We start from the raw sequence: 14,330 nt of genomic DNA on the forward strand, positions 1-14,330 counted from the left end.
GTAAACAAAATAAAATATATGTCTAAATTGGAGAACAAGGGGGGAGATATATCTGTTTTTAGGCAATCTTTATGGAAATTAGCCTCATTTAGAAAGAATAGGAACGTGTAAAAGTCAAAAGAAATTCCTATTTTTTATCATCTCTTTATTCGACTTTACAACACTCAAAAATCCTCAGAGCTGTATCTTTAAAAAGTCAAGGTTACCCATGACTTCATCCTGTTATTTATTGCATTCTTAAAAATATATTTCTCAAAAAAATAATATGATGTTTCTCATACACCAGTTTTCTCAGATATCTCTCATTCCTTCCACCCCCCTTTCACAACAGCAGCAAATATAGCATATAAAGTATATCCGATACAGCCTTCATTGCGCTTGAACAGCATCTTTTTCTTTCAAATTTCTAATGGTGTCAATCCTCTCTCTTAACACAATTCTCCAAACGATATTGTCTCCTTATTATAAATGATTTTTTATCTATCTGCCAATCCTACACATGCAAACGAATGTTTTTTATCAATTTAACAGCATCAAAAATATTTTTAGTATTTTGAATTAAATAATATCTTTACAAATCGGTATGTTATAAAAAATATGAAGAAACTCTAAAAGACATACTTTGAAACGATAACGTACAAATTTATTCAGTTTTTCAAGAAAAATAAAAGAAGCCAAGCCCCAAAACATATTAAAAAGAGATGCAAAATCATACTCTATAAAAAGGCTATAACAACAAAATGAATAGAGAATGAAAAAACCACAAGCTTAACTTGTGGCTTTTTTTAAAATTAATCAAAAACAGGAACAACATTAGAAATGATAACGCAATCCACCCGAAAAACTCGTTCCAGAAAAACCAGCTTTTGTTAGCTTATGCTGATAAACCAAATCACCATGAAGTGCAAATTTTTGAGACAATTGAGCATTAAAACCTAATCCAGTTTCTAATGAAGAACCAAAAGCTCCTAGCTGAAAAGCATCTTTAAAATGTACAAACTGTTTTCCTTCAAAACCATGAGCAAGATGAAGCTTGCCATAGAAAGAAATAACTCGAGCCTCATCATTAGCAACCAGCATCTTTGTTAAACGCCCTCCAACACGCCCTACCCACTGATGAAGCTTTCCTAAGTCAATATCAAAGCCATCCACATCACGCACTTTATTAAATTGAAGATATTGATAAACAACCTGAACTTGCGGATCAAAAATAAAACCATCCTCTCCCACCATAAATGTTTTACCAGTGATTAATGAAGCACTTAAAGGATTTCCCTTTAATGTTACCGTTTTACCCCGTGCTGTTGTAAGAACATCACCCTTTAAGAAACCATAAGATACAAGACCATCAACGTAAAACCCCGCATCATGCTGCATACCGCCATATGCCGCAACGGACCATTTATCAAATGTACTTTTTTGACTCTGTTCAACATTCACAGGTTGCAAGGAAAATTTCTCATAAGACCCCATAACTCCAAAAGAAGTCGTCCCATACATATTTTCGATTGCTTTCAGCAAAACACCGGCCTCTATGGCATTATAATTCAACTCACCGCCATAACCATATTCAAGCGCAGAAAGATTTGAAGTATAACGATGATGACCGCCATAACCGCGCACAAAAAAGAGAGGATTTTCGCGACTCTCTAACAAACCGCCAGCAGCAATTCGCAAAGATTCCAACTGCTTATTTTGATTGCTAACATTCATCAAACCAAGATGACGTAAGGCATTAGGCAAAAGAAGATAAGTCGGAACCTGCGGAACAACAGCCTTAACGCCCGGCTTAGGCACAGGATGAAGCTCTGGAGCTGGTTCTGGAGAGGGGGGAGGAGCAGGAGGAGTTGGAGCAGGAGGGGTTGGAATAGGATCTGGTTTAGGTTTAATATCAGAATCTATAGATCGACTCTCGAGACGGAAATCCCAAAACTCTCCGCTTCCTTCCACTAACCTTTGACCAGCATTAGCTTTTCCTAAATCAGATTCTGGACCATAACCATAAAGCTTATACTGATAAGGTAATTCATCTAACGCTACATAGCCACCTTCCAACTGAAAAGAATCTTGCTTTGCTTGTCCAGAAACCTGAATGATTGAAAGTCCTTGATCATTCCCCCCTGTTCCCGTGTATCCTCCTGGACTTCCCGCAACAGCATGCACATGGAGCATTGTTTTTCCCGAAACATCCCCATGAATTAAAACACGATCAGTTTTTTGATGACCAAGATCTCCCCCTTCATTCAGATAGCTATTAAGAGAAATAGAGGCATCCTCCCGTGCTCTATAAACTTCACCTTTTCCCTTTCCAATATGAAGGGTTTGATAATCATCGACAGAAGAAGACTCTTGTCTTTTAAAATTGATAGAGCTCCCATCCATAAGACTGACCAATGAAATAGAAGAATCATTTCCAGCCTTATGTTGATCTCTTTGCAACTGTTGTTGTAAAATCCATGTAGAGTGACCTCCCAAATAAAGTTCGGCATTAGAATCTTTATCAACGTGAGCACGACCTTCAAGCGTAGAACCATCAGCCAAAACCGTTAGAGAAGCCCCTTTCTCAGCTTTTAATAAAAAGTTCCCTGAATGAAGAGTACTTTTCATCAAACTGACCGCACCAGAAATAAGGTTTTCACCATAAAGAGCCGTATCGTCTACAACAGAAAACTCTGTTGCATCCAAATTAACAACTTCTAATCGTGGTGGAGATTTTTCTTCTCCTAATGAAGTCTCCTCTTTTTTATCCCCATCTTCACTCCATGGCTTTGCTCCCTTAAAATATATACCGTAAGATCCCTTGCCATTTATATTAATAGTAGAGGATTTAATATTAACTTCAGTCGCAAAAACCCCAGACTCAGAATGAGAACTCTCATTCGATAAATCTTTAACTTCCTGCAGAGAAGTAGAATTTACTGTATTTTGTAATAATATGCCATGGACACCCATAGCATGAATAGTCGTACCTTTTAAGTTAACGGTCCCCTCTAAATCCGTATGCAAAACTGCATGATTATCTGAATTTTTCTCTTTACCTTTCCCAGTAATTTTAACATTCTCGAGGTTTACCTTCCCCCCTAACATCGAAGAAACCCCATGGCTGTTCATAAAATCGACTGATCCACCTGACATCCAAACTTCTGAACGTTCATAACTTAAAAGACTTGCATTCCCATCAGCTGTCTTAATGTCTGTATCTTCTAAAAGAACGAATGAACGATCTGCTGCATCAACACCTTCATGACTTTCCCCAATCTCTCCATTTTTTACCTCGATCACTCCATTACTCGCACGAAGGGCTATAACTGTATTTTTGATAACCGGACTGTCCAAAACAACCTTACCGTCCTCTAACACGTGCACCCCCATTAGAAAAGTCTTATCGGCAACTTGACTGCTAACCGTTACACCTTTTCCGCTAACCTTTGTGCCTATCCGCTTCACCGTTATAGCAGTAGGATCTGCAGGATAGTTGGAAACATTTTCTTTCGTAATTGTATAAGATCTATTATCAATTTTAGAGTCCGTTCCACAATTATCACATATATAATATGCATCATCATATACATATGATATAAGCTCCCCATTGTCATATATTTCATAGGCATATTTACTTCCTTTTTCCTCGCTCCCTCCACCCCAAAAGCCAAAGCTATTGCCACCGCTAGATCTATCATTATAGATAGGATGCCCATCAACACCACTGATAAAATAATTTCCGTTTGAAATGGGCGAAGCCATTGAGAGGACATACATATCAATCCCGCTATCGATACTGCCAATACTATAAGAAGACAGACTACTACTATTACTATAAGAAGACGTACTACTACTATAAGAAGACGTACTAAGACGCTCCTCTGCACTTGCATCAACCACTACTCCATTTTGGAGAAAAGAAAGGACAGCTGTTGTACAAGCACATAAACATACATGATTTCTAAAAACTTTAATCATCGTTCCCTCGAAACTTTCCTTCCCCTCTCATTAAAAAATAAAAGCACTTGCAAAACATCCTACTGTACACCTCAAAATAGATAAGGTGTAACAAAAAAGACATGCCTCATGCTCACTTGAACCGTGCAATAAATTATTCCTATAAACTTGTCAGACGCTCTACACGCAAAACTATCTATAAGAGAATAACAACAACACACACTTTATAAGTGTATAATGCATTCCGTATTTCGTGTAAAGAAAAATAAAATCAGTACGTGCAATTAATTTTAAGACACAACCAAACCGTGTGATCTTTAAAAATTAATCCACAAAGAGATGAATGAAAAAATGATTTAAATCAGTGAAAAACAAACGCTCAAAAACGAGCTTTAAAAAGCATAAAATATTATATCAAATAATATCAATATGATACAAGAAAAGAGAACATAACACATATTGGACTCCTGCACGCTTAAAAATCCATACAAGTGAGTCACTCTATCACATCATCAGCAGCAAAATTTTTAAGAAAATTCGCTTTAGCGAAGAAAAACGCGCTCATATTTACAATAAAAAACTATGTTTTTTCTTCATATCAAGAAGACGAGTATCTTTTAAGAACAACACAAGTTGTTATAAAGAAAAAAGGCAGCACAGTGTGCTGCCTTTCCTAAAAAGTACATCATGTAGCTTATATTAGAACTGATAACGCACGCCTCCAGAGAAACTTGCTCCAGAAAAACCTGCCTTATTAAGCTTATGCTGATAGAGAACATCAGCATGCAGAGAAAACTGAGGCAACAATTTGGCATTAAAGCCTAATCCCGCTTCTAATGAAGAACCAAATGCCCCTAACTTGAAAGCATCATTAAAATGTACAGTCTGTTTTTCTCCAAAACCATGCGCAAGATAAAGCTTACCATAGAAAGCAACAGCATCCACACCTTCAGAACCCGTAGGAGTCTTTGTTAAGCGTCCACCAACACGTGCCACCCACTGATCAAGTTTGCCCATTTCAATATCAAAATTGTCAATATCACGGGCCTTATTAAACTGGAGATGCTGATAAACAACCTGAACCTGTGGATCAAAGACAAAGCCCTTATATCCTGTCACAATTGTCTGACCACCAGATAAAGAAACACCCAAAGGATTGCCTTTCAATGTTGCTGTTTTACCCCGTGCAAGAGTGAGAACATCACCATTGAATAGACCATAGGATAAAAGACCATCGACATAGAATCCAACATTATGTTGCATGCTACCATAGACTGTAGCCGTCCATTTATCAAATGCACTCTTCTGACTGTACTCAACATCCAAAGGCTGCAGAGAAAGTTTTCCATAAGTTCCCATAACACCAAAGGATAAAACACTGTCAGTATTTTCAATAGTTTGCAGCAGCACACCTGCCTCTACACCACGATAGTCAATCTCGCCGTCATAACCATATTCAAGCGCAGATAAATCTGAAGCATAACGGTAACTTCCACCATAGCCACGTAGATATAAAGCAAGATTCTCACGAACCTCTACCATTCCTGTAGAAGTCATCCGTAATGTTTCCAACTGTTTATTTTGATTGTTAATATCCATCAAACCAGCATGGAATACGCTATTAGGCAAGATGAGATACGTTGGCACTTGAGGAACAACAGACTTTACAAACTGGTCAGAAAGTCCGGCAGATCCAGAAGACTTAACATATTGATTTTCCAAACGGAAGTTCCAAAACTCTCCACCATCCTTAACAAATTTCTGCTGAACATGCTCCTGTTTCGAAGTCGCTTCTGGAGCATAAGCACGAAGAGTGTATTTGTAAGGTGAGTTGATCAGTGCAACATAATTGCCATCGAGTTGGAAAGAATCTTTTTTCGCTTGACCATAAACCTGAATAATTGAAACACTGTGGGCAATCTTGGCATTGGCTTGACCATTTCCACCATTGCCCGCATCTCCTCGTACATGTATTTTTGTTTTTCCAGCAACATCACCATGAATGACAAGTCGATCCGTTACTTGCTGACCACTCGGATCATTAGGGTTTAAACGAGCATTGAGATGAATTACAGCACCACCCTGCGCCTCATAAACTGTGCCTTTCCCATTTCCGATATGGAGAGTCTGATATTGTCCTTTAGATTCCAAAGGTTCAAAATCAATAGTACTATTTACAAGACTCACAGAAGAAACGCATGAATCCACACATCCTAAGGCTGATGCACCCAAATCCTTCTGTACACTTCTTTTGAGAATCCACTCTGAACTATTGGCCAAATCTAATTTTACATAAGAATCTTTATGAACACGAACATCGCCGGCAACAATAGAACTATCAACGGAAACCGATATATTAGAACCATTTTCAGCTTTCAATAATAAGTCACCAACAAGAGTTGTTTTATTTTCTAATGAAACATGACCGCCAGAACTATTGCCATAGATCGCTATACCCTGTGCAACTTCAAAATCAGTTTTTTTCAACGAAACTGTTCCCGTTATGCCTATAGGTGTTTTCTCCTGCTTGGATACAGCGCTCCGCTTAACAACACTTGTTTTCTCAGTTCCTAAATCCTTACTGCGATTTTGTTTACTCCCTTCTTTCTGTGTTAATCCATCAAAATATATACCATAGGTTCCCTCACCTTCCACTTTAACAATAGAAGACTCAATATTTGCGCGATTCATAGGAGGACGAACCTCAGAAGATCTCCTTCTCCTCGAAGAACCAGCATCAACCCCACCATCACCAGACTTTACAATCCACAAAGCATTAGCATCAGTAACAACATTTCCATTCTTAAAATCAACAGAAGAATTATTACTCAACAGAAAAGCAGCACGCTCTAAATTTTCTGCAGAAAATGGCTTATTCTGCGCTTTTTTCGCAGTAATGCGCACTTTGTCTAATTTAACGCTGCCCCCAGATTCTGACCAGACTGCCACTCCTTTTTCCAGAGTAATAGCTCCAGAGTCCATGCTTATCTCACCAGCCTTAGTTACCAAACCAGCTAAAGCAGAATCCCCTATCATGTCAATTTTCGTATTACTTAATTTAACAGACGATCCAGAATTTGCAAAAGCAGCCACATAATGAGCATTGACCGTTCCATCAGCCATTTTGATCTTTCCGCCACTTTTAGCTTCAAGCCCAATCACAGAAGATTGAATTGTGGAGTTTTTATCCAAAATAACTTCTGCATTGTTTTCTGCAAGCACAGCACTCACAGGATTTAATGTAGTAAATTCAGTATTATTATCATCAGAAGAATTCAAACCAACAACAGTGACACCCCCTAACTTAATAACCGTATTCTGATTTTTTGCATGCATAGGATGTTGAGTTTTATCCGTTACCTTCAAGGTACGATTACTTATTTCATATGACTTGCCATCATCACATAAGTAAGCAGTTTGCGAATTCTCTTCACCATTTTTCCCCGTATTGTCACACTGAGAAGAAACACCTCCATTATCAGAATGACTAAGCAAAAGAACACGCCCAACTGCTCCAATAGAAGATGCAGCAGATTTCTCAGAACTCGCAGAAACAGAAGGACTCACGGAAGCTGTTGAACTTATAGGTGTAAGGCTATTAGATATAGTAATAGGTTGAGGCTCTAAAAAAATCCTACCTCTAGATATTATAGAATCATCATCACCTGTATCAGATCTCAAAAGTGAAATACTTGGAGAAGAAACCACAGCTCCAGATCCTCCAGACACAGAAGATGTCACCGGATCACCATTTTCTCCTTCACCAGCGCCAGTGACAGTACTAGAAACACGAGGAACAACATATTGATTTTCTAAACGAAAATCCCAAACATTTCCACTATCATTTCCACTACCCGCAATTAATTTCTTATCAAAAGGTTGCATTTCCGAAGAAATGGTTGGACCATAAGCTTGAAGAACATACTTATAAGGCGACCCTTCTCGTGTAATATAACCACCTTCTAGCCTAAAAGAATCCTTCTCTGCTTGTCCAAAGACCTGAATAATTGAAATACTATGAGGTTTATTCTGATCTTGTTGTGTTCCTTTTGAAGTATCTTTTACACGCACTATCGTTTGTCCAAAAACATTACCGTGGATCAAAAGCCTGTCAGACATTTGATCACTATCCGAATCAGTAGGAACTAAACGCGCATTAAAGTAAATATAAGAATCTCCAGAAGCAGCGTAAACCGCACCACTCCCCTCCCCAACGCGAAGCATTTGATAAGCTCTATCTTCACCTTCGGATCGGAGAAACGCAATAGTACTATTGCTGAGATCTATAGACGAAACACACGAATCTATACAATCCGTATTCGAAGCCTCATTACTATACTTACTTTTTTCTAAATGCCACTCCGAATAAGATAAAAAAAGGTTTGCACTAGCATTTTCATCAATGCGCGCAGAACCTGCAATACTAGATCCATGAGCAAAAACCGACAAATTAGAAGAACCTGCAGCATGCAACAATAGATCACCAGAAACTACTGTGTCTTTCCCTAAAACAACAGAACCACTCAAATCTTTACCATAAATGGCTACACCATCTGGAACCTTGAGAACAGAACGTCTTAAAAGAACTATATGCTCCCCATCTTCTTCCGGTTCTTCCGGAAAAGATACTCGGCTCTCTAGTTTATCCACAGTAGCTACAGTTGGCCCTGCAACATCACTACTTCTTCTAACTCTAACACTTGAGTCTTCTCCTCCTTCACTTTGACCACTTGTGTCTAAACTTCTTTTTTCGAACTCTGGTTCACCAAAATATATACCATAAGAGCCTCTATCCTTTACTGTAATACTCGAATAATTGATAGCAGCACTAATGTTGGCATAGCGATCAGCAACAATATCATCAACAAATTCAGCAAAATCATCGACATCTCCACTACCAGAACTTGAAGTAATGACACCAAAGAGACCATCTTCAATACTATATTCACTATTTATCCACAGAGCAATAGCATTAGAACCGTCAAAGGTTACACGATTAGAAGAAACAAAACCACCATCCAATAAAAAAACAACACTTGGCCCCAGTACACTAGAAGCAGCCCCTTCATCTAAACTTTCTTCTGGAGATTCCTCTTTGTTTCTCTCTTTTTCAGCAATATTAATTCTAACATCTTCTAGTTTAACAAATCCCTCGTCTTCCGCCAAAACCCCCACACCACCTTTTGCGAAAGTAATTGATCCAGATTTCATCGTTATTCGAGATCTATCAGAACTATGTAAACCAACTACATCCAGAGGTATTTTCTCATTAACGACTTCCACATTAATATCTGTTCCCTCTAAAAAAATAGACGATTCAATACTAGCTGAAGCACCGAAAAAAGTTTTTTTGATGCTTCCTCCCTTCATATGAATATTTCCTTTGTACCCAGCCTCAAGACCAGTAGCAAAGTTCTCGATGTTTGACTTCAGCAATTCAACCTTTGCACCGGCTAACGAAAATACAGCACTCCCAAATCCCATAACAGCATTTCTAACATCAAAGCCTTCAGGATCTACACCAACAATAGATACACTTTCTACCTTTACATTTGTCGCCTTAGCAATATCTACAGTTCTAGTTCTGGGAACTACATTTCTCTTTACAACACCGGAATGCGAAGAGTTAACAACACTTCCGGTAGTTCTGGAATCGGCATTCTTTATAGCCCTAGAACGCGAACCACGCGCATTATTTGCAACAAGATACCCCACTGCAAACACAGCATTATCGCCGTATTTTGCTACACGAATCTTACCTCCTTTTATTGTATATTGTTCACCGTCTACACATATAATGGTTCCACGCTCTGAATCATCAGAACTATTTTGACATCTATATGTACGACGTTCTTCAGGAAAAAGCGCAAAAAGAGGTATTCGTGAACCAGGAAGATCTTTTATAGAAACGTACGCTCTAGGCGTTGAAGGCTTTGCTTCTAATGGAGGTTCCAATACTCCTTCTAAATATTGAAATGCTGAAGATAGCCCTGTAGTTATAATAGATCCAGGAATTGCAATTATGTCATCAGGGATTTCAGAGATTGCGTTAGAGGCAGAAGTTACACCTTCAGAAATTGAGTCAGTAATAGATCTTCTAGCTGAATCCATTGCCATTGAAATTATCTGGTCAGAGATTGCGTTAGAGACAGAACTAGGGAGAAATGACGCAAATGAAGACACTACAGGCGAAGAGAATGGGAACCAATTATTCCCCATAGAAACATCTACACCTTGTAAAAAGAAGAAAGCACTCGTTGTCAGTGCATACAAATGTGTACGCTTTTTAAATACATTGATCATATGTCAAAACTTTCTAAATATGTTGCAAAAACACTAGAATTAAGTGAAAATAAGGTAAGTGAACGATTTGTAACATATGTTAGTCGGTTTTACAACATAGTGTTATTTATTGAAGTGTCATTTTGTGCATAAAAATACCTAAATTAAGGTTTTTAAGTGCACAACCCCTTGTAATATCAGATAAAAGGATAAAATCACGATGATAAAATATATGAAATGGGTGACTTCTGTTTTACTGATTGCAATTAGCTTTGCAACGGTTTTATGGACTCAGATGAGTATTGCAAATACGAGTGTTAAGACAAATATAACAATTGATCATGTTTCAGGAACGACTTCTGTTCCTGCTTCTCCACAAAAGGTTGTTGTCTTTGATATCGCCGCGCTCGATAATATGAATCGTCTTGGTATCAAAGCGGTTGTTGGCATTCCTGAAGGTAAGAAACCTTCCTATCTGCAACAATTTGATGATGCTAAATATGAAAAAATTGGCACTCTTTTTGAACCAGATTATGAAAAAATTGCCACTCTTCAACCCGATTTGATTATTATTTCCTCCAGAACCCAAGCAAAATATAACGATTTATCGAAAATCGCTCCAACAATTGATCTCACAGTAGGAAACGAAAATTCTCTTGAAGATATTAAACGAAATATGTCTATCCTTGGAAAAATTTTTGGCAAAGAACAGGAAGCAGAAAAGGAAATTGCAAAACTCAATGAGACTTTAGCTGAAGTCCGTAAAAATACCCAAGGAAAAGGCACTGGACTCATCCTCATGACCTCTGGTGGAAAAATCAGTGCTTTAGGGCCAAAGTCACGTTTTGATATTTTCCATTCCGCTTTTGGAATTGCTCCTGCAACCGATAAACTCACCGTACAAAAACATGGACAACTTATTTCTCCTGAGTTTATTCTTGAAACAAATCCTGATTGGTTGTTGGTGATTGATCGCGATGCTGCTATTGGACGGGAAGGGCAATCTGCAGCACAACTTCTCAACAATGAGCTTGTGCACCGCACAACAGCAAGCAAACAAAACCAAATTATTTATTTGGACTCTTGGAGCTGGTATCGTGCAAGTGGTGGTCTAACGGGGCTCTTTGAAACCGCACAGCAGATTAATGAAGCCTTTACAAAGGGCAAATAAGCACACGAAAGAGCTTGATTGCTATATGAATAAAATTTAAAAGCAAAGGTTGTTTATGAAACAACCTTTGCTTTTTATTGAGTTTTGTGAGAAAGTGACGTGAAGAATTATTGGAGAACCATAACACTTCTAATTTTCTTATCCATCTTCAGTATTTTTGTTGGTTATTCTGATGTCACACCTTCTGACCTCTTCGCAGCCGATCCCCATGCTTGGTTTATTTTTTGGCAAACACGTCTTCCTCGTACCATTTCAGTCCTTTTAGTAGGCGCAGCACTTGCACTTTCAGGCATGATTATGCAACTGTTGACACGTAATCGCTTTGTCGAGCCATCAACCTCTGGGACCGTTGAATCTGCTTCCCTTGGCATTCTTTTTATTATGATTTTTCTGCCCGATATTCCTGTTTTAGGAAAAATGGTCGTTGCGACAATCTTTGCCATAACAGGTACTTTACTTTTTATGTTTTTATTACGCCGCATTCCTCTAAAATCTGCTCTCATTGTCCCCCTTACAGGGATTATGCTAAGCTATATTATTGGCTCTTTAACCAATGCCATTGCAGATTATGAAATGTTACTTCCCTCTCTTCAAGCTTACTTATTTGGTAGTTTTGCCATGATTCTTGAGGGAAAATATGAACTTTTATGGCTATCCCTTCCTCTTTGTATTCTGGCCTATTGTACGGCTGATCGTTTTACGGTTGCAAGCTTAGGAGAAGATTTAACCAACAACCTTGGATTGAATTATCGTGTTGTCATGTTTTTTGGTCTTTTTATTATCGCCTCGATCACTGCTGTTGTTGTTTGTACTGTCGGCCGTATTCCTTTTGTTGGATTGATTATTCCAAATATTGTTTCAAGTTTCATGGGAGATAATATGCGCTATACTGCTCCTTGGGTAGCCATTAGCGGTGCAGGATTGGTCTTGATTTGTGATCTTTTAGGACGAATCATTCATCCTTCTCTTGAAATTCCCATCAGTACTATAATGGGAGTAATTGGTAGTTTTATTTTTATGATACTGCTTTTACGCTGGAGAAAGCGTCTTGGATAGAAGAAAAAAAACAATATGTGTATTAACAACGCTTATCATCATAGCATGGACTGTTATTAGTCTTTACATGACGTGGAATATCAATGTTTATACATGGACATTTCGTCTTACAAAACTTTTCTCTTTGCTTCTTATTGCCTATGCAATAAGCGTTTCTACCGTTTTATTTCAAACAATCACGAATAACCGTCTTCTGACCCCTTCAATTATGGGATTTGATCAGCTTTATATTTTAATAAAGACTGTCTTGATGTATTTTTTAGGCTCTCTTTCTTTACCCTTTTTGAATGAACAAAGACAACTCATTCTCGAAGCTCTCATTCTCATTTTTTTTTCAATAAGCCTTTTTCGCTGGCTCTTTTCAGGAAGCTTAAAAGGACTTCACTTGACGCTTTTAATGGGGGTTATTTTAGGTGGCTTTTTTTTTAGTTTGCGGATGTTTATGCAATTGCAACTCAATCCAGACCAAATGATGAATTTAACGGATATTATGTTTGCAAATTTTAATAAATTTAACACGTCCCTCATAAGCTTTGCCACACTCATTGTTTTCATTGTGAGTTTGATTGGATGGCGTTCCCGTCATCTCCTTGATATTTTGGCTTTAGGACGTGAAAATGCTCTCAATTTTGGTGTTAATTACCAAAAAAGTGCGACAGCTGTCCTTATTTTTATTTCCATTCTTGTCTCTATTTCCACCGCATTAGTAGGCCCTGTCACCTTTTTTGGACTGTTAGTTGCCAATCTTTCCTATGAACTTTCTCCTCAAGCAAAACACAGTGTCGTTGTGCCGATTGCAATATTATTAGCGATTATTTGTTTGGTGGGGGGACAATTTATTTTAGAGCAAATTTTTCACATGGCAGGACGGTTAAGTTTTATCATTGAGTTTTGTGGAGGAATTGTTTTCTTAATGTTACTGATGAAGGGAAAACTAAAATGATTGAAATCAATCATCTTTCCAAGGCTTATGGAGCACGATTGATTATCGATAATTTATGCCTTCATCTACCCAAAGGGGGGATTATTTCTCTCATTGGTCCCAATGGTTCAGGAAAATCAACTCTTTTAATGCTGATAAGACGTCTTTTACCACACCACCAAGGAACAATTCATATCGACGGCTTTAATATTGATAAAGTACCCCATGACGTTTTGGCTCAAAAGCTCTCAATTTTGCGTCAAGATAATCCTTTATCCTTCCGATTAACTGTGTATGATTTAGTGAGTTTCGGACGCTATCCTTATTCGAAAGGCTGGTATACACATGAAGATAAACAATTTGTCGACAGTGCACTACGCTATCTCGGCTTACAAGATTTAAAAGACTGTTTTTTAGATGAACTTTCTGGAGGGCAGCGTCAACGTGCTTTTATCGCCATGGTTATTTGCCAAGATACTGATTATCTTCTCTTAGATGAACCATTAAACAATCTGGATATGAAACATGCCGTTTCTATGATGAAACAGCTACGGCGCACAGCTGATGAACTGAAAAAAACCATCCTTATTGTCATGCACGATATTAATTTTGCCTCATCTTACTCAGATATGATTGTAGCGCTGAAAAATGGAAAAGCGGCCTATTGTGGAACTCCAAAAGAAATTATGCAACCCGAAGTTCTTAAAGATATTTACGATGTCGATATTCAAATAAAAATAATCAATGACATCCCTATCGCCCTTTATTATCGGTAATCATAAAGATTTTTTGCATTTGCCTACACCGCAGAATCTGCTAGAAATGCTAAAATTAGCTTATTGGGGAATAGTTTAATGGTAGAACAGCGGACTCTGACTCCGTCAATCTTGGTTCGAATCCAAGTTCCCCATGGAGCTTGTGTAGCTGTAGCTTGTTTGTAGCTTGTCTGTAGCTTGTCAG

At 38.1% G+C, this 14,330-nt stretch carries 7 protein-coding genes and 1 tRNA gene; 6 read left to right on the forward strand and 2 right to left on the reverse strand.

All coding sequences use genetic code 11. The annotated features are described in order from the left end of the window. Positions 1-813: 813 nt before the first annotated feature. Together BN338_RS03600 and BN338_RS03605 are read right to left on the reverse strand one after the other, a co-directional pair. Positions 814-3,960, reverse strand: coding sequence for an autotransporter outer membrane beta-barrel domain-containing protein (locus tag BN338_RS03600; RefSeq protein ID WP_039759130.1), 3,147 nt, complete (start codon positions 3,958-3,960; stop codon positions 814-816). 678 nt (positions 3,961-4,638) lie between these two features. Further along, complete coding sequence (locus BN338_RS03605; RefSeq protein WP_244427606.1) at positions 4,639-9,894, reverse strand: autotransporter outer membrane beta-barrel domain-containing protein; 5,256 nt, start codon at positions 9,892-9,894, stop codon at positions 4,639-4,641. Between the two features lie 67 nt (positions 9,895-9,961). Here BN338_RS03605 and BN338_RS12095 point away from each other — a divergent pair, with 67 nt between their 5' ends. From BN338_RS12095 to BN338_RS03630, 6 genes are all read left to right on the forward strand, one after another. Then, positions 9,962-10,279: a hypothetical protein gene (locus BN338_RS12095; protein WP_198003674.1), complete on the forward strand. Its 318-nt coding sequence runs from the start codon at positions 9,962-9,964 to the stop codon at positions 10,277-10,279. A gap of 162 nt (positions 10,280-10,441) precedes the next feature. Next, positions 10,442-11,392: a siderophore ABC transporter substrate-binding protein gene (locus BN338_RS03610; RefSeq protein ID WP_039759132.1), complete on the forward strand. Its 951-nt coding sequence runs from the start codon at positions 10,442-10,444 to the stop codon at positions 11,390-11,392. Between the two features lie 99 nt (positions 11,393-11,491). Then, on the forward strand, positions 11,492-12,448 hold the full coding sequence (locus BN338_RS03615) for an ABC transporter permease (protein WP_039759133.1): 957 nt from the start codon (positions 11,492-11,494) through the stop codon (positions 12,446-12,448). After that, on the forward strand, positions 12,441-13,391 hold the full coding sequence (locus tag BN338_RS03620; protein WP_039759134.1) for an iron chelate uptake ABC transporter family permease subunit: 951 nt from the start codon (positions 12,441-12,443) through the stop codon (positions 13,389-13,391). Before BN338_RS03615 ends, BN338_RS03620 begins: the two co-directional genes overlap by 8 nt. Further along, positions 13,388-14,146, forward strand: coding sequence for an iron ABC transporter ATP-binding protein (locus BN338_RS03625; protein WP_039759135.1), 759 nt, complete (start codon positions 13,388-13,390; stop codon positions 14,144-14,146). The genes BN338_RS03620 and BN338_RS03625 overlap by 4 nt, the downstream gene beginning before the upstream one ends. Positions 14,147-14,210: 64 nt before the next feature. Further along, positions 14,211-14,281, forward strand: a tRNA-Gln gene (locus tag BN338_RS03630). Positions 14,282-14,330 lie beyond the last annotated feature (49 nt).

The organism is Bartonella queenslandensis AUST/NH15 (assembly GCF_000312585.1).
GTDB classification, from domain to species: domain Bacteria; phylum Pseudomonadota; class Alphaproteobacteria; order Rhizobiales; family Rhizobiaceae; genus Bartonella; species Bartonella queenslandensis_A.

Excerpts from the sequence above, each read along its gene's own strand:
- BN338_RS03600 (WP_039759130.1), bottom strand. The coding sequence starts at position 3,960 with ATGATTAAAGTTTTTAGAAATCATGTATGTTTATGTGCTTGTACAACA.
- BN338_RS12095 (WP_198003674.1), top strand. The coding sequence starts at position 9,962 with ATGTCATCAGGGATTTCAGAGATTGCGTTAGAGGCAGAAGTTACACCT.
- BN338_RS03610 (WP_039759132.1), top strand. The coding sequence starts at position 10,442 with ATGATAAAATATATGAAATGGGTGACTTCTGTTTTACTGATTGCAATT.
- BN338_RS03625 (WP_039759135.1), top strand. The coding sequence starts at position 13,388 with ATGATTGAAATCAATCATCTTTCCAAGGCTTATGGAGCACGATTGATT.